This is a genomic window from Thiocystis violacea (assembly GCF_016583565.1).
Lineage (GTDB): Bacteria > Pseudomonadota > Gammaproteobacteria > Chromatiales > Chromatiaceae > Thiorhodococcus > Thiorhodococcus violaceus_A.
In genome coordinates, this window is sequence record NZ_NRRF01000085.1 from 1 (window position 1) to 16,062 (window position 16,062).

At 60.9% G+C, this 16,062-nt stretch carries 13 protein-coding genes and 1 tRNA gene; 6 read left to right on the top strand and 8 right to left on the bottom strand.

Going from position 1 to position 16,062, the window contains the following annotated elements:
• Positions 1 to 432 precede the first annotated feature (432 nt).
• Positions 433 to 1,650, bottom strand: a complete 1,218-nt coding sequence (locus CKO23_RS21260; protein ID WP_200334774.1) for a TIGR04063 family PEP-CTERM/XrtA system glycosyltransferase — start codon at positions 1,648 to 1,650, stop codon at positions 433 to 435.
• A 466-nt stretch (positions 1,651 to 2,116) separates the two neighbouring features.
• Between CKO23_RS21260 and CKO23_RS21265 the strand changes: the two genes are divergently transcribed.
• The 4 genes from CKO23_RS21265 to CKO23_RS21280 all read left to right on the top strand — a co-directional run bounded on the left by CKO23_RS21265 (position 2,117) and on the right by CKO23_RS21280 (position 6,444).
• Positions 2,117 to 2,548 (top strand): HPr-rel-A system PqqD family peptide chaperone, encoded by a 432-nt coding sequence (locus CKO23_RS21265; protein ID WP_200334738.1) that lies wholly within the window; start codon positions 2,117 to 2,119, stop codon positions 2,546 to 2,548.
• Complete coding sequence (locus CKO23_RS21270) at positions 2,545 to 3,465, top strand: HprK-related kinase A (RefSeq protein WP_200334740.1); 921 nt, start codon at positions 2,545 to 2,547, stop codon at positions 3,463 to 3,465. The genes CKO23_RS21265 and CKO23_RS21270 overlap by 4 nt, the downstream gene beginning before the upstream one ends.
• A complete protein-coding gene (locus CKO23_RS21275) occupies positions 3,458 to 4,603 on the top strand; it encodes a nucleotidyltransferase domain-containing protein (RefSeq protein ID WP_200334742.1) in 1,146 nt (381 codons plus the stop codon). The genes CKO23_RS21270 and CKO23_RS21275 overlap by 8 nt, the downstream gene beginning before the upstream one ends.
• A gap of 449 nt (positions 4,604 to 5,052) precedes the next feature.
• The gene (locus CKO23_RS21280) at positions 5,053 to 6,444 is read left to right on the top strand and encodes a TIGR03013 family XrtA/PEP-CTERM system glycosyltransferase (RefSeq protein ID WP_200334751.1); all 1,392 of its coding nucleotides are present in this window, start codon (positions 5,053 to 5,055) and stop codon (positions 6,442 to 6,444) included.
• Positions 6,445 to 6,537: 93 nt separating this feature from the next.
• Here the strand turns inward: CKO23_RS21280 and CKO23_RS21285 are convergent, their stop codons facing one another.
• From CKO23_RS21285 to CKO23_RS21305, 5 genes are all read right to left on the bottom strand, one after another.
• Positions 6,538 to 7,464, bottom strand: coding sequence for an HDOD domain-containing protein (locus tag CKO23_RS21285; protein ID WP_200334753.1), 927 nt, complete (start codon positions 7,462 to 7,464; stop codon positions 6,538 to 6,540).
• Positions 7,457 to 8,794 carry a sigma-54 interaction domain-containing protein gene (locus tag CKO23_RS21290; protein ID WP_200334755.1) on the bottom strand — a complete coding sequence of 446 codons (1,338 nt, stop codon included), beginning with the start codon at positions 8,792 to 8,794 and terminating at the stop codon, positions 7,457 to 7,459. The genes CKO23_RS21285 and CKO23_RS21290 overlap by 8 nt, the downstream gene beginning before the upstream one ends.
• Positions 8,795 to 8,848: 54 nt before the next feature.
• Positions 8,849 to 9,502, bottom strand: coding sequence for a trypsin-like peptidase domain-containing protein (locus tag CKO23_RS21295; RefSeq protein WP_200334756.1), 654 nt, complete (start codon positions 9,500 to 9,502; stop codon positions 8,849 to 8,851).
• A 1,131-nt stretch (positions 9,503 to 10,633) separates the two neighbouring features.
• Positions 10,634 to 10,710 (bottom strand) — tRNA-Arg (locus CKO23_RS21300).
• Positions 10,711 to 10,893: 183 nt separating this feature from the next.
• The gene (locus CKO23_RS21305) at positions 10,894 to 12,900 is read right to left on the bottom strand and encodes a UvrD-helicase domain-containing protein (RefSeq protein WP_200334764.1); all 2,007 of its coding nucleotides are present in this window, start codon (positions 12,898 to 12,900) and stop codon (positions 10,894 to 10,896) included.
• 278 nt (positions 12,901 to 13,178) lie between these two features.
• On the opposite strand from CKO23_RS21305, the gene CKO23_RS21310 reads away from it, so the two are divergent.
• Positions 13,179 to 13,526, top strand: a complete 348-nt coding sequence (locus tag CKO23_RS21310; protein ID WP_346014656.1) for a DUF2782 domain-containing protein — start codon at positions 13,179 to 13,181, stop codon at positions 13,524 to 13,526.
• Positions 13,527 to 13,720: 194 nt separating this feature from the next.
• Here CKO23_RS21310 and CKO23_RS21315 read toward each other — a convergent pair whose 3' ends face one another.
• On the bottom strand, positions 13,721 to 14,074 hold the full coding sequence (locus tag CKO23_RS21315; RefSeq protein ID WP_200334766.1) for a PilZ domain-containing protein: 354 nt from the start codon (positions 14,072 to 14,074) through the stop codon (positions 13,721 to 13,723).
• 338 nt (positions 14,075 to 14,412) lie between these two features.
• Between CKO23_RS21315 and CKO23_RS21320 the strand changes: the two genes are divergently transcribed.
• Entirely contained in the window at positions 14,413 to 14,820 is a 408-nt protein-coding gene (locus tag CKO23_RS21320) for a DUF1640 domain-containing protein (RefSeq protein WP_200334768.1), read from the top strand.
• Positions 14,821 to 15,284: 464 nt separating this feature from the next.
• On the opposite strand, the gene CKO23_RS21325 is transcribed toward CKO23_RS21320, so the two are convergent.
• Positions 15,285 to 15,941 (bottom strand): DUF3782 domain-containing protein, encoded by a 657-nt coding sequence (locus CKO23_RS21325; RefSeq protein ID WP_242482621.1) that lies wholly within the window; start codon positions 15,939 to 15,941, stop codon positions 15,285 to 15,287.
• Positions 15,942 to 16,062 lie beyond the last annotated feature (121 nt).

Here is a 16,062-nt window from a genome sequence, read left to right on the forward strand (position 1 = left end):
TTCAGGGTCCAACGGGTGTGCGACATGTGTTGTGCAGCGAGCGCTCAATCGAGGAGCCGGATGCGGTAGTCCCGCACGTCCGGATCTGTGGGAGCCGCGGGTGCGTAAGCACCCGCGGCCACCCGGTCCAACCGTGCAGTCTCGGTGGGAGCGGCGCCCCGCCGCGACGGGCGCGCGATCGCGGCGGGGCGCCGCTCCCACGTCGCTTTGCCGGAAAGGATGCGCGGTGTCGACTCAACCGGCTGGACGGTCCGATGATCGACGCCCGGCTGCCTCTTGCCGGTCATGTCAGGCTTGCTCGGCGTCCTTTCGAGTTCGGCGAATAGGTTGGTGCCGGAACATTCACAGAGTTCGAGCGACAGACGGTTGATCTTGATAGGGTTGCGCGGGTTCGATCCAGGATCGAGCCTAGAAAAACATGATGCGATTGCCCTATGGCAGTTTTCGTTCCTGTACCAGGTGAGCGTAGGGCTCGGCGTAGTTGTCGACACTATGCCGCCAATTTCGCTCTTGCTCGACGAAGCGGCGTCCGGCCTGGCGCATGGCGGGCCAGTCCGATTCGCGTGCGAGCAGATTGCAGATGCTTTGGGTCAAGGCCTCAACGTCACCGGCGGCGAAGAGTTGACCGGTCTCGCCATCGCGGATCAGTTCGCGGTGTCCGCCAACGTCGGAGGCAACGAGCAGACGCCCTTGGGCCATGGCCTCCAGCGGTTTGAGCGGGGTGACGAGTTCGGTCAGGCGCATCGAGTGACGGGGGTAGACGAGCAGGTCGATGAGGTCGTAGTAGCGGCTGACCTCGGCATGGGGAACCCGCCCGGTGAAGACGACCTTGTTGGCGATGCCGAGCCGCTGAGCCTGGGCCTTGAGGTTGGACTCTTGGGGGCCGCCGCCGACCAGGAGGATGCGCAGATCAGGGTGTGTCTGGAGCAGTTGGGGGAGGGCGTCGAGCAGGAGATCCAGGCCCTCGTAGGCGTAGAATGAGCCGATGAAGCCGATGACACGCTCGTTCTCGAGCCCGAGTCGGTGCTTGAGTGCCTGATCGGGCGGATTGGCCAGTTGGAAGCGTTCGATATCGACTGCATTTGGAATGACGGTGACCTTTTCAGGAGGGATACCACGCGAGACGATGTCGCGACGCAGCCCTTCGCAGATGGTGAAGAGGTGGTCGACCTGTTTCATCACCCAGGTCTCGATCGAGCGGGTGGCGCGGTAGCGCAGGCTGCCGTCACGTGTCGTGCCGTGATCGACGGCGGCGTCCTCCCAGAAGGCGCGGATCTCGTAGACGAGCGGGATGCCGAGACGGCGGGAGACGCGCAATGCGGGAAGCGCATCGAGTACGGGCGAGTGGGCGTGCAGGATGTCGGGTTTCAGGCGGGTGGCGAGTTCCAGCAGGCGACTTTCGGTCTGGCGCGTTTCCAGCCATGGGCCGATCAGTGGGTGGCGCGCCCCAGGGCCGTCTGGCGCTTGGGTGCGATGAAAGCGCAAGCCTTCGGATTCTTCCTCTGACGCTCGGCAGTCGGTCTGGCGCGGACCGGTCAGTTGATGGGTTTCCCAGCCGCGCCGCAGCTGTTCGCGTAGCAAGTTGGCCGTGCGGAAGCTGTAGCCGGAGTGCAGCGGGAGTGAGTGGTCCAAAATGTGCAGGATGCGCATCGAGTGCTGTCTGGGTGTGGGGCGATCGGTGTCGTGACTGACAGGTTTGGCAGGTTTTGTCATGTGCGTCAGGTCGTTGGCGGGGCGCTAGAGTGAGTCACGCTATGTTTCCCCCTAGAGTCCCGACTAGATTAGGCTATCATAGAACACACTCTAGGAATCTTTTTGCTGGGGCTGGCGATGGGAGCCGCTTCTCACGACTAGCGACCTCAATCTATACGAAGGCAGGTAAGAATGAACAATCACTCACCCGACCAAACGACAGAGCGCGATATGAGCGCTGCGGAGCACCGTTTAGGAACGACTCGGCGTCGCCTGATCAAGGGAGCAGCGGTGGCGGCTCCAGTGGTTTTGACTCTACGGAGCGGGAGTGCGTTAGCAGCAACAAGTGATTGCACTGCTAAGGCTTTGAATTCTGCTCCTGCAAAAATTGAGACAGATAAGGTGTGTTTGGACCCATTGCTTAATGATCAAGGTAATCCATTGCTTGATGATCAAGGTAATCCGATGTGCGCTGCTAATGCTCTGTATTCACTCGCCGCGTTCAACTCGTGTGGCATTTGATGACCAACGCGGGATTCAGACGTCTGATCTGATGACTTATCGCCAGGCACGCTTCCAGGTCGCGCAGTCTTCTCTAGTGGATCTGGCGTGGGAAAACGAGCGCTTGGTCTACTGCTTGGACTCTGGTGAAACTCATTTCCTCAACGCTACTGGCGCGCAGATTTTGGATCACCTGACCTCGTCTCCGCTATCCTTTGAGAATCTGCTGGCGTGTATCACGAGTGTTGACGAAGTCTCCAACTCAGAGACCTTGGCTGCTGATTTGTCCTCGTTCCTTGACCGCTTCGTCGAACTGGGGATCCTTGTATCTTGTCCAGTTCTGTCTGACGCATGACGATTTCCGCTCTGGGCTACGATTTAGCCTCTCAGCGCCTGAGCAGCCCCTCAGGCGTCGATCTTCAAATCGGCCCATTTGTGTTCCACCTTCAGCTCGATTGCCCGGATTTAGCTCTGCTTGTCTATGAACTCTGGCGCGACTACCCTCTGGCGGAGGGGGCAGCTGTCCGAGACTTCCACATCCAAGCGACGAACAATTCGGTTCCTCGGCGCTGGTTCCGCCCCGTCGTTCGAATTTTCGTTGACGGCCGCACGCCTTTCCCGCCGCTTCCCGCGCATCATCATCTCCCCATGCTCGAATGGGGTCTTAACTGGTGCATCGCGCAGCGCTCTCATCACTTGTTGATGCTGCATGCTGCGGTCGTCGAACGCAACGGTCGCGCAATCATCCTCCCGGCCTGGCCAGGTCATGGCAAGTCGACACTCTGCGCTGCCTTGATCCATTCCGACTGGCGCTTGCTATGCGATGAGTTTGGCTTGGTGCGCCCGGAAGATGGGGCCTTGTTACCACTGCCTCGACTCATCCCACTCAAGAACGAGTCCATTGAGGTCATTCGGTCCTTTGCGCCGAGCGCTCATATCGGCCCGTCCTTTTATGGGACACGCAAGGGCACCATCGCCCATGTCCGTCCGCCGACCGAGAGCGTTGAGCGGATGCATGAAACCGCGCGACCCGGTTGGTTCGTCTTCCCGCGCTGGGTGGCGGGCTCGCCGTTGCGTCTGGAACCGATGCTCAAATCCGAGGCATTTCTGATGGTGGCGACCAATGCCTTCAATTATGAGGTGCTAGGTCAAACATCGTTCGAATTGGTCGGGCGGATGGTTGATGCCTGTGACTGCTATTCGCTGGTCTATTCGGATCTTGACCAAGCAATCAGGGCGCTGGATGAACTCACCCGGACAGCAGATGACTGAGTCGGCGCGCCAGAGGGAGCGGGCGAACGCCTTGCTGCTGGTCGCGCTGCGCACGCCGGAGTCGTTGCCGGGTCTGCCACCCACAGATTGGGACTTGCTCTTGCGCGTCGCCCGACGTACGCGTCTTTTGGGGCGGCTGGAGGCGCAACTCGCGGTGCTGGGCGCGCTAGACGCCGTGCCGGAGCGTGCCGCGAATCATCTGCGCTCGGCCCGGAATCTGGTCCAGCATCGGCATACGCTCCTGACCTGGGAGTTGAATCGCGTCCTCTGGGCGTTGGAGGGGTTGGACGTCCCCATCGTCGCGCTCAAGGGCGTGGCCTATGTCCTGGCTGATCTGCCTGCGGCGTCTGGTCGTTTCTTCGCGGACCTGGATCTTCTGGTGCCGCATGCCGACATTGAGGCGGTGGAGTCGCGTCTGCTTGAGCGCGGCTGGATCAAGTTGCCCATTAGCCCCTACGACGACCGTTACTATCGAGTCTGGATGCATGAGATCCCGCCGCTGCGCCACCGCGAGCGCGAGAACGAGATCGACATCCACCACCGGATTCTACCGCGTACCAGCCGTTTCGATTTCGATCCCGCGCCCTTATTCGAACGGACTCGTCCAGTTGCAGGGTCGCGGGCGCGGGTGCTGGGGGCCCACGACATGGTTCTCCACGCACTGGTTCATCTCCTGCTGGAGGGGGATCCGCAAGAGGGACTGCGGCTGCGCGACCTGGTCGATGTGGCCGATCTGCTCCGTCATTTTGGACACGAACCGGGCTTTTGGGATGGGCTAGTGCCTCGGGCGGAACAACTGGGATTGGGGCGTCCGCTGTATTATGGTCTGCGTTTCGCACGTCGTCTGCTGGCACTTGAGGTGCCCGATTCGGTGCTCCTAGCCGCGTCGCGCTGGGCGCCACCTTGGCTGGTCGGGGTATTGATGGATCGGCTGCTGCCCTTGGCGATCCTCCCCGGTCATCCGGATCATCCAACGCGGCGCGCGGCCCTGGCGCGTTGGCTGCTGTATGCGCGGGCACATTGGGTGCGGATGCCGCCCTGGCTACTGGTCCGCCATCTCGTGTATAAAGGCTGGTTAAGAGTGCGTGGCGTTCCCAAGCGTGTCGTGCTGGGTCCCGAGGAACTGAAGCGGATGTGATTCAGGATGCTGCTGGCTCTGGCGGATCGTTCGTATTTCGATCATGACGTCAACGCGATTGTTGATAAGCATCGCCGGGGCTGCAAATTCATCGAGATTCGGTGGTGAATCCCTCGCCCTGATTGCGTGGTCCGATAAGACGAAGTTTGTCCCTTATGGGGGCGTGATCGGGTGGCTGGGTGGGGGTCGTGCCTGGTGACGAGGTCGGCGAACTGGCTGGCGCTTTGTACGTCGTCGATCACGAAACCATGACGCCCTTCACGGCTTGTGCCGGTCTGACTGTGACAAGCTGTGTACCAAAGCTGGAGACAGGCCTGCGGTGGAGGTGACAAGAAGGACTCTCCGTCAACCCTCTGTTCTGCTCGTTCTTAGCGGCCTCAAGTCTTCAGGGGAATCGCAGGACAACGTTTTTCATTCTGGATGCAGTTCAAGAACGGATAGGCGATTGGATGTATACAATTCGCATCTTCGGGCACTACATGCGTCTCCCATTGCTGCTCTTGGTCGCGGTGGAGGCGCTGTTGTTTGGTCTTGCCTTTTTCGTTGGTCACCGTCTGCGATGGTGGATGATCGATGATGTTTCGGCATTCGGGCCGGTCGCGCTGATCGGTTACGCCATTACCGTCGCGCTGGTTTTCGTGTTATCGATGGCGGCCATGGGGCTGTACGAGGGCAGTGCGCGCGAGGGATTCAGTGGCGTGCTGATCCGGGTGGTCGTTGCATTGGCGCTTGGCTCCGCGGCGTTGGCCGTGCTCGCCTTCCTGTTTCCAGGTTTGGACCTCTGGCGTAGCATTCTGGCGCTGACGGTGGTCCTGGCGTTCATCGCGATTTCCGGGCTTCGTGCCGCTCTTTACTATGCCAAGCCGGGTTTTTTCCGACGTCGAGTGCTGATCTTTGGCGCTTCGAGCCTGGTCGACGAGATTATCCGCGACGATTCAATGGAAGTCGTGGTCGTGGGTGTCATTCCCGCTTCGGATGAGATGCCGGTCATGATCCCTCCCGAACTGGTGGTTCGGCATGATCGACCGTTGCTGGACATCGCAGTGGCGCGCGAGGCGAATGAGATCCTCGTTGCGGTCAAGGACAGGCGTGGATCCTTGCCGATGGAGGAGTTCCTTGATTGCAGGATGTCGGGGATTTACGTGCTTGAGCCGCAATCCTTCTTCGAGCGCGAGTTGGGTCTGGTCAAGTTAGACTTGCTAACGCCGAGTTGGCTCGTGCATGCGGATGGATTCAGGCAGGGAGCAATAACGCTTGCTATCAAGCGATTGATGGACGTCTCGGTCGCCTTGCTTTTCCTTGTGCTTTTTGGCCCGATCATGGTGCTTACGGCCTTTGCGATCGCCGTAGAGAGCCGCTTCCGTGATCCGGTCTTCTATCGACAGACGCGGATCGGGGCCAGGGGGCTTCCATTCGAGGTCTTGAAATTCCGCAGCATGTGCGTGGATGCAGAGGCCGATGGCAAGGCGCGCTGGGCCATCAAGGGAGATCCGCGCATTACCGGCGTCGGCGCCTTCATTCGCAAGGCGCGCATCGACGAATTGCCGCAGATCCTCAATGTCTTGAGGGGGGAGATGAGCTTCGTTGGGCCGCGACCCGAGCGGCCCGAGTTTGTGGAGGAACTCGCTCGGAAGAACCTGTTCTATGCTGCGCGTAGTCGTGTCAAGCCGGGTGTTACCGGATGGGCTCAGCTTCGCTACGCTTACGGCAGCTCCGAGGAGGATGCCCTGCGGAAGCTCGAATATGACCTCTATTACGTGAAGAATCACAGCACCTTCTTGGATTTTCTGATATTGCTCCAGACAGTAGAGGTGGTGCTGTTCGGAAAGGGGGCGATTTGACCCTTTTGGATTTTCGCGTCCCTTCTTCCAGCCGGCTAGAGGGGTTCGGGGGGCGCGTTTAAGCGTTTTCGAACCGTCGTCGGGATTTCTTGATCATTCCTCGGGTGTCCGGATTTTTTCCAACGCCATTGCACATGTCTCTTGGTCGAGACCCAGGCGCGCGATCAGTGGGGTGCGCGCTGCGACCTCGATGGAACAGGCGCCAAGCCCCCAGGGTGTCTCGTCGAGTAGGCTATCGGCCAGGCAGGTCAGCAGGACAAGGGAGGCGTGATCGCCTTCGTACCCCGGATTGTGATGATGGCGGACCACGGCACACAGGGCCGGTGGCATCTCCCAGACCTTGAGCAGCCACTGGCCGAGTTGCGCGTGTTCGAGACCGAGCGCGAAACGGTCGATGACAGGCTGAGTCAGGCTCGCATTCTGCTCGATCAAGCGGCTGAGGAAACGGAACGAATCAGGCAGCAAATGGCCGAGTAACAGATAGCCGATGTTCTGCATCAGGCCAGCGAGTGGGATCTGTTCCGATGGCGTTCGCGCGCCGGGTGGAAGATGCTTGGCGAGTTCACTCATCAGTCGCCCGCACTGCAGGCCATGGCGCCAAACCCGATCGCGACCGATGCTACCCTGTTTGGGTGTCTTGAGTGGACTCAACGCGGCGAGGGCGAGCGCTAAGGCCAGGGCAGCATTGAAACCCAGGGAGCGCACGATGGCATCGCGGACGCTTTCCGTAGGTACACGCAGTCCATAGTAGGCTGAGTTGGCCCAACGCAGCATTTGGCCGGCGAGCAGTGGGTCCAGTTCCACGATCGCGGCGAGGCCCGCGGCGCTGGCGCTGGAATCGTCGCGGAAACGCAGCAGGCGGCGCGCGATCTCTGGCAGGGGAGGCAGGTCGTCGTGCGCGCGGATGAGCTCGCGGATGTCATCGGGCGGCCGCTGGGCGTCCAGGCACACGGCGGAATTGTTCAGATTCCACTGCGCCAGGCGCGGGACGAGACCGATCGTCATCGACTCGCTAGCCATTGTTGGCCGATTCGTCTGTGGTGTTCAGCCGGTAACGTTTCAGCTTGCGGTAGAGTGTCCGCTCGCTGATCGCTAGTCGCTCTGCAACATCTTTGCGCCGACCATGGTTTTGGCGTAGCAGATCCAGAATGTAACTGGCCTCCATCGACTCGATGGGGGTCAGTGTTTCGACGAGATGCGGATCCATGTGGCGGTGCTCGACGGCGGGACAGCTGGATATGCGTAAGGCTCCCGGGTCGGGCAGGCGGATTGCTTCAGCAGTGATCTCCTGGTCCGAGGTCATGGCGGTGCTCAGATGGATGATGTTACGCAATTCACGGATGTTTCCGGGGTAGTCATACTGAAGCAGCTTGCGCATGGCGTTCTTGTGGATGCGATAACGCTTGCCCGAGGTCGCTGAGATCTCTAGCAAGATCGTTTCCACGAGTTCCGGTATGTCCTCGCGGCGAGCGCGCAGGGGCGGAATCGTGATGGGAAAGACGGCGATGCGATAAAAGAGGTCTTGGCGGAACTGTCCACGTTGCACCAAGGCCGCGAGATCCTGATGGCTGGCGCTGACGACGCGCACGTCGGTGCGCCGTGTCTTGGTCGCCCCGACCGGTCGGAAGTGACCGGTCTCCAGGGCGCGGAGCAACTTTGGCTGTTGCGAGAGCGGAAGATCGCCGATTTCGTCCAGGAACAAGGTGCCCTTGTCCGCAAGCTCAAGCAGGCCGATCTTATTGCTCAGGGCGCCTGTAAAGGCGCCCTTGACGTGCCCGAAGAGCTCGCTTTCGACCAGTTCCTCGCTCAGGACCGTGCAGTCGACGATGACGAAGGGGCCAGCGGCACGCGGCGAATGCCGATGGACGTACTCGGCGGCGAGTTCCTTGCCCGCTCCGGTCTCGCCGTGGAGGAGAACCGACGTATCGGTTGCGGCTGATTGAGCGAGTGCCTTCTTGAAGGTTTGGGTTGTGGCCGACGATCCTACGATCACCGACTTGCTGGGCGGCGACGTGAGCAGGCGCAATGATTCGCCAAGGTAGATCCGGCTCTCCTCGTCTAGTACCGGGAATCCCTGGATCTGGGCGCGGCAAGTCTCGCCATTGGGCAGAATGAGCGCCTGAGTCTCGCTGTAGGGCTCAAGATCGCGGAAGAAGCGTCGATGCCGGCAATCCGTTTGGGGTGTGACGTCGAGTCGGCAGCAGGGGCAATCGGACAAATCCGCGCTTCGAAGACCGAAAGACGTCTCCAGCGCCCGATTGACGAGACGGATCCGGCAATCTGCGTCAACGATGAGGAAGGGATGGCGTTGCGCGCGCGATAGACTGGCGAGTAGCGGTGTCTGCGGCATTCCAGGGGCTGTTGGGCGAACGATGCCAGGAGCGACTGACAGATGGTATGGCATTTATAGCCAGCACTCTACCCGCGCGAGATAACGCTTCGCCGCGTTCAGGAGATCCGTCGACACCTTCGGCGAGTCGGAGATCGTGGGTTGGATGCCGTTGCGTTTCAGAAACGGCAGCGAGATACCGTTGGGAATGGCCATGCCGATATCCTGCGCGAGTTGCCCCGTCTGCTGATAAACGCGCTGAGTGTCAATAGCGGCAAAGACGACGCCAATGACATGCCCGGAGGCGTCGAGTACTGGGCCACCGCTGTTGCCGGGGCGGACCGCCGCCTTCAATGGCAGCGGCTGCGCCGCGGTTGGTTTGGATCCGGTTTTGGGTAGGGTGCCCTTGGTCAGGATCGGGATCTGCGGCGGGGCACCCTGACTGGGGTAGCCGATGATAACGACCTCCCCGGAGACGGGACGATCCGGAGGCGCGAAGACGGCGTGTCGACTCGGCCGCAGGTTCGTCTCCAGCAAGGCCAGGTCGAGCGAGAGGCTGATCTCTTCCAGGCGGGCCGGATGGGACTTCTGTCCAGGCGGCGACACGGTCAAGGTCGAACAGCCCTTCACGATATGCGCGTTCGTGAGAATCGTCCCCTTGTCATCGACGAAGAAGCCCGCGCCAACCCCGGCCATCCGCTTGCCGAAAACGCTGGGGCTAACGTTCACGCTGAGGGACTCCTTGACATAGTCCTGTCGCCGTTGACGGATCGAGGCCGCCTCCGCGTCGCTCACAACCCGGCCTTTGCAGGCATCCGGACGGGTCCGGGTAACCAAGCCGCGGGCCTTTTCGTGACAGTTGACGAGTCTTTCGGAGGTCGCCGCGGATCCAGTGGCGGTGGCGAAGTGAGCTGAGCCCAACAGCAATAAGAGGCCGACAAAGGAATTGAGCAATCGCATGGCGGCTGAATCCTCCTGAGGATGTCGGAACTGCTCCGCATGGCGGTGTGCGCATCGGTCCGGGGAGTTGAACCAGAGTCGTTGCCCTGGATGGTAATCTCATGGCTCTCCGGGATTTTATGTGGCTGTTTTTCTTTTAATATCAATATTTTGCAGGGCGGTTTGTGTGGCTGCTTGCGCTGGAGCCAGTGCCCGAAACTGCCAACGCCGATTCAACGTTCAAAGAGTTACCGTTGGATATGCGGCTATCAATACGTGTAAATATTTAAAAATCAGTAGGTTGGGTTTCTCGCGCCCAGCCTCTTTTTTTGATTTCTGTGTACGGCCAAAATATCAATCGAGTCTTTGCTCTGGACGGTATGTGCTTACCCAATGAAATCCCGGAGAGGCAATCTCATTTCGAGTGAAGTCTGATTACACTCTATCATGTGTCCGAGTTCGTCACCTGTGTCAGAGTTTGTGCCCCACCGTTTTCGCCGAGCAGGGAGCGACGAGTCTTGCTGTAGGAAGAGGACTGCTCAAGAATCGGGGGGCGATCATCGTTTCGCCTAACACCAGAACTTGTGATGGTTTTAATCCTGCAACCTTTCGATTTTCAAATATTGCTCCGCGAGAGACGCTCTAAGGTGGCCTGAAGGATCATCGAGCCCAGCAAGCGTCTTCAGCCAGGCCAGTTTTCTCGCCTGAGAAGACGCAGACTCTGGTCATCGACCCAGATCGAGGGACCGCGTCATGCCGATGAATTGGCTCCAGCGCCAACCGGCCTAGCCGGTTCCGACAGAGCTGTGCCCTCGATAGGTGCCGCACTCAGGATCTCGGCCAAGCGCAGTGATGACAGTCGCACAAAAGCAAAAGCCCCAGAACGATCTGAGGCTTTACATGCTTGCGAGATCTATGGTTTGGCGCGCCCGACAGGATTCGAACCTGTGACCCCTGCCTTCGGAGGGCAGTACTCTATCCAGCTGAGCTACGGGCGCTTGGGGTGGTCTTGAGGCGTGACCTCAAAAGCCTGAGAGGCCGTTTGGCTCATCTCCAGAGAAGGAGACGGCGGCGGTTGGCCTAGCTGGGGGATTATCGCTGTTACGGGCCTGTTCGTCAAAGGAGGGATTCGGCTCTTCGGCTCGGCTCGGCTCGGTCAACCGCTGGTGAGCGCCAGCGCATCAGCTTGCATCCAGAATGCCCTTGAGCATGTGCAGGTGGCTCATGCCGCGCGCCTTGCGCGTCTCTGGCGTGTCGGAGCGCTCGCCGTCCCAGTCGAGCTGGTCCTGGGGTAGCTCTTTGAGGAAACGGCTCGGTTCGCTCAGGATCCACTCACCATAACGGCGCCGGCGCCGTGTGAGGGTGAAGGTCAGGGCGCGGCGCGCGCGGGTGATGCCGACATAGGCGAGACGGCGCTCTTCCTCGATGGTGTCTTCTTCGATGCTGCTACGGTGGGGCAGCAGCTCTTCTTCCATGCCGACGAGGAAGACCTGCGGGAACTCCAGGCCCTTGGCGGCGTGCAGTGTCATGAGGTGGACGCGGTCGCCGCCGGCCTCTTCTTCCTGGCGGTCGAGCACGTCCATGAGGGTGAGGTGGCCGACCATGTCGGCGAGACCCTTGCCCTGGAAGTCGCCCCTGTGGAGCTTGCCGAGCCATTCGAGCAGGTCGTTGACGTTCTCGTAGCGACGCTCCGCGACCTGTTGGCTGGAGGCATGTTCGCGCAGCCAGGCATAGTAGTCGATGGTCTCCATCAGGGCTCGCACACCGCCGGCCGGGTCCGTGTCGCTGTGTCGCCTGTGCTCTCGAATCAGATCGACGAAGGCACCAAGCCGGTCGCGCTGGCGCGCGTTCAGGTGCTCGGCCAGCCCCGGATCCTGGCAGCCGTCGAGCAGGCTCATCGCCCGCTCGCGGCTGTAGTCGGCGAGCCGCTCCAGCGTCGTGGGACCGATCTCGCGGCGCGGTGTGTTGACGATGCGCAGGAACGCGGCGTCGTCCGACGGGTTGGCGAGCAGACGCAGGTAGGCCATGGCGTCCTTGACCTCCGCGCGGGCGAAGAAGGAGGTGCCACCGCTCAGGAAGTAGGGGATGTTGTGCTCGCGCAGCGCCTTCTCGAAGGGGCGCGCCTGGTGGTTGCCGCGAAAAAGGACGGCAATGTCGCCGAAGGGCACCTTTTCCGCGAACTGCAGATGCAGGATCTCGGAGGCGACCCGCTCGGCCTCGCCGGCCTCGTCCGCGCAGCGCAGGACGCGCGGGATGTCGCCCGGGCCATGCTCGCTCCAGAGGCGCTTCTCGAAGACGTGCGGGTTGTTGGCGATGAGGCTGTTCGCGAGCCCGAGAATGCGCGCGGTCGAGCGATAGTTCTGCTCAAGCATGATGACCTTGAGCTGCGGATAGTCGTCCTGCAAGCGCGCCAGGTTCTCGGGCCGCGCCCCGCGCCAGGCGTAGATGGACTGGTCGTCGTCGCCGACGACGGTGATGGCGCCGCTGTTACCCGTCAGCAGACGCACCAGCTCGTACTGAGCGCCGTTGGTGTCCTGATACTCGTCGACCAGAAGGTAACGCAGGCGGTCTTGCCATTGCGCGAGCAGCGCCGGACGCGACTGGAAGAGGCGAGCGGGGGCCAGGATGAGGTCGTCGAAGTCGACCGCGTTGTAGGCGCGCAGGCTGCGCTCATAGTCGGCATAGAGCTGAGCCAGACGCGCCTCGAAGTCGTCTTCGGCCCGGCTCATGGCGGTGCTAGGATCGATGACATCGTTCTTCCAGCGCGAGATGCGGTGCTGAACCGCGGAGGCGCTGATGGCGTCCGCCTCGACGGTGCCGCGCAGGTGCTCCTTGATCAGGGCCTCCGCATCCTGGGCGTCGAGCAGCGAGAAGCCAGTCCGCAGACCTGCCTGCTCGGGCGTGCGTCGCAGGATGTCGAGCCCGAGGGTATGGAAGGTCGAGATCCGCAGCCCGCGCGTCTTGACGCCCTTGAGCTGCTGACTGACGCGCTCGCGCATCTCGCGCGCGGCCTTGTTGGTGAAGGTCACCGCGCAGATGTGGCCTGGGCGCAAACCCTTGTCTTCGATGAGATAGGCGATCTTCTGCGTGATGACGCGGGTCTTGCCCGAGCCGGCCCCAGCCAGCACGAGCAGGGGACCAGCGGTGTAGCGCACCGCCTCGCGCTGTCGCGAATTGAGCTCGGGCATTGGGAATCCTGAGAATAGGGGGCGGCCACAACGTACCGACTGGGCCTGAGGACGGGTCATTGAGGTCGGGAGACTCGGGCGAGGTGTCCGCCGCGAACCTCCGGCGGCGTCAGCGTCGGGCGGCGGATGCACTCCGCGTGGAGCCGCCGGTCGCACAGCGAATCGACCCGGAGATTATGCCTGAGCGAGGTCTCTCGGACGAGCAATCCGCGGGCGTTCGTACTAACATTCGGGTCTGTTATATTCGGATCTGTTATTCGACACGCAATGGTGAATGGGTGCTCAAGAGAATCCTGCCCGCAATGGTCCTGGGGCTCATGCTCGGGGCTGTGAGCGCACAAGAAGAAACGGATGACGGCGCTGCTGGGTTCTTGCAGGCGCCGACGGTACAGCCATCGCCGGTCACGGGTGAATCCGTGGAGCCGGAGATCACTATCACCGAGCAAGGCGACAACCTCATTTACGAGTACCGCGTGCGTGGGGTGCTCTACATGGTGCGCATACAGCCGCAGATCGGCCCGCCCTACTACATGTACGATCTCAATGGGGATGGGCTGATCGACGCGCAGGACAGGTCGCCCCGAAACACCGCGGTACCGCAGTGGGTGCTCTTCGAGTGGAATTGAGCAGCGGCTGAGGGCGCCCACAAGGCGCCGCGGCCTTCGCGGACCTGAAACCTCCGCGACCTGCGGCCTTGTCTCGGCCCTGTGGTGATGCACGAACCACCGCAACGAAACAACCACCGGCCAAGCGCCGGTGGTTTCGGATCAGGGGTTGAACGCCCTGGGATGAACGGACGCGCGATGCAGACGCGGTGTCGCTAGGCTTGAAGTCGCGGATGAGCCCGCGCGATCCGAGTGGGCTGCCGGGCACGTTGATGAGCAAGCTGCGGCAAGGCCAGAAACAGCTCTGGCTGCGGGTCGCGAAACATCGCACCGATGCCCGAGCGGCTGCGATGGATCACGATGGCTGGGATGAGCCAATCCCGACCCAGGGCGTGCAGCTCCAGCTCGATCATCGTCCCAGTAGGCAACGTCAGGTTGCGCACTTCGAGAAACATGCCTTGAGTGGACAGATTCGTCCCCTTGGCGCCATAGAAACGGCGTTTGCGGTACTGGATGTGGACATCCAGCGCGATCGGATAGCGGGCACAGTAGCGGTGCTCGATGGTCATTGCAGCGAAGACTCCTGACGTCATATCTCTTCCCCCTATGGTAGGCACTCAAGTTGACAGTCCGGTGCCGCAAAGATGACGGAATGATGAATCCGTTCAGGCGCCAGTCGTCGCACCCAGGCTGCCTGTCACGTTAAGGCGTTGATTTTTTAGTCTCTGTAAATGTCAAGCTAAGAAAACTCGAAGATCGAGTAACGCCTCAACAGCGACGCATTCCGCTCTGGGCGAGATTTGGAAGGCCGGCAACAAGGTCAGGCGATACCCGACCATACTGGTCCCTCTTGCTATCCTTACCCGTTATCCTTGCCGTGTCCCGACTCACTAAGAGAGATTGTTGGATGTCATCGTCAACCATCGCCCTTTACGAGGCGCTTGCCTCCGCCCCCGACGAGCGCGCGCGCGCCAAGGTCATCGCCGAGGCGTTCGAGCAACTGGAAGAGCGCTATCCCCATCTGCCGGACCTGGCCACTCAGGGGCATGTGCGCGAAGCCGAACTGCGACTGCAGAAGGAAATTGCACAGGTGCGTGCTGATGTGGAGCAGATACGCGCCGAGTTGAAAATCGACATCGAGCGGGGGCGTGCCGAGTCGCGTGAATCCGAGTTGCGACTACAAAAAGAGATCGAACAGGTGCGCGCCGACCTGACCACCCAGATCGAACGCATTAAGGTCGATCTGCTGCGCTGGTTGTTGCCGCTAATGCTTGCCCAAGTGGCCGCGATTGCAGCCTTGGTGAAGCTGTTGTGACCATGACTCACGCCGGGCGCGTCGAGATGAATCCTTCCATTCCATGACAAGGCCCGTCCGCCAAGCATTGCGCCATCGAAGTGTCAGTAAAAATTACACCTTCACAGGCTTGGGTCGAGCGTCGCGAAATCCTTGAGGGCGCAAAATGCTTGCAGATGAGTCAAATTTCGATGAAGCGTCCGACCATCCAGGGCCGTCGGTATTGGTATTGGTATCGGTATCGAACCGACGATAGCGATCCCGATGGCATGACTCGTCGGTCTGAGGCGAAGCCTCGCTAGACACTGGCAAGCCAGCCGCGCGCCGATCCTCGGCACGGCCGGCCTGAGGAGCAATGTGGCGGAAAATTTGCACCTCTGCTCGGAACGCGATCGGAGATGGGAGACGCCGTTGAGCGGCAAGGCGATGCCAGCGGATGAAGCGGGGCAAGTATCTCAGGCGATTTCCGGAAATGACCGTACCGGCTACCAAACCTTGGGCTGAAAGCGCAGGTCGTTGAGAATGCGCACGCTGTCGCCGGTTTGCGCCAGAACGAACAGACCCTGACGGTAGGCGTAGCGGTCCGCGCCGTCCTCAATGCGGATTCCCGCCACTGCCCCATGCACCTGGCAGTCGGCGTATTCGGGAAAGAACTCGCGAAAACGCCGCAGATCCTCGAGAAAGGCCCGCACGTCCTCCGCGCTCAGACTTGCCTTGACCTCGACCGCGACCAGATGGCCGCAATTGAAGACCATGACATCGACCTCTAACACTTCCCCGCCCAGACGCTTCTTCACCCGTTGGCTGACCATCTGCACCGGAATCCCGCGCTCGGTGAAGAGACGCTCGCACGCCGGCGCCACCTGATTCTCGACGAATAAGCCCCACTGCCCGCCCAGATCGCCGACCAGGCGGCTGGTTTCCTGAAACTTGCGATCGGTTTCCTGAAATTTGCGGTCGGTTTCCTGAAACCGACGGTCGGTTTCCTGAAACTTGCGATCGGTTTCCTGAAACTTGCGATCGGTCTCCTGAGACTGCTCACGGAGCAGGCGACCCGTCTCCTGGAACTTACGGTCGGTCTCCTTCTGCGAGGCAATCAACTCACCGAGCAGATCAAGAATCTCGGCATAGGTTGTGGCCATGCGCACTGTCCTTATTCGGGGCGTTGGCCGGAGTATAGCAGGGCCAGTTGAGGAGCCCGCGCGGGTGTTCCGCCTGTTGGCTGGCAATAGGCGCGGACCGGGGCGAGGGTAACGCAGCAAC

What these genes read in the sequence shown, in the direction of transcription:
- CKO23_RS21260 (WP_200334774.1), bottom strand. Translation starts at nt 1,650, where the DNA reads ATGCGCATCCTGCACATTTTGGACCACTCACTCCCGCTGCACTCCGGC.
- CKO23_RS21265 (WP_200334738.1), top strand. Translation starts at nt 2,117, where the DNA reads ATGATCAAGGTAATCCATTGCTTGATGATCAAGGTAATCCGATGTGCG.
- CKO23_RS21270 (WP_200334740.1), top strand. Translation starts at nt 2,545, where the DNA reads ATGACGATTTCCGCTCTGGGCTACGATTTAGCCTCTCAGCGCCTGAGC.
- CKO23_RS21275 (WP_200334742.1), top strand. Translation starts at nt 3,458, where the DNA reads ATGACTGAGTCGGCGCGCCAGAGGGAGCGGGCGAACGCCTTGCTGCTG.
- CKO23_RS21280 (WP_200334751.1), top strand. Translation starts at nt 5,053, where the DNA reads ATGTATACAATTCGCATCTTCGGGCACTACATGCGTCTCCCATTGCTG.
- CKO23_RS21285 (WP_200334753.1), bottom strand. Translation starts at nt 7,464, where the DNA reads ATGGCTAGCGAGTCGATGACGATCGGTCTCGTCCCGCGCCTGGCGCAG.
- CKO23_RS21290 (WP_200334755.1), bottom strand. Translation starts at nt 8,794, where the DNA reads ATGCCGCAGACACCGCTACTCGCCAGTCTATCGCGCGCGCAACGCCAT.
- CKO23_RS21305 (WP_200334764.1), bottom strand. Translation starts at nt 12,900, where the DNA reads ATGCCCGAGCTCAATTCGCGACAGCGCGAGGCGGTGCGCTACACCGCT.
- CKO23_RS21315 (WP_200334766.1), bottom strand. Translation starts at nt 14,074, where the DNA reads ATGACCATCGAGCACCGCTACTGTGCCCGCTATCCGATCGCGCTGGAT.
- CKO23_RS21320 (WP_200334768.1), top strand. Translation starts at nt 14,413, where the DNA reads ATGTCATCGTCAACCATCGCCCTTTACGAGGCGCTTGCCTCCGCCCCC.
- CKO23_RS21325 (WP_242482621.1), bottom strand. Translation starts at nt 15,941, where the DNA reads ATGGCCACAACCTATGCCGAGATTCTTGATCTGCTCGGTGAGTTGATT.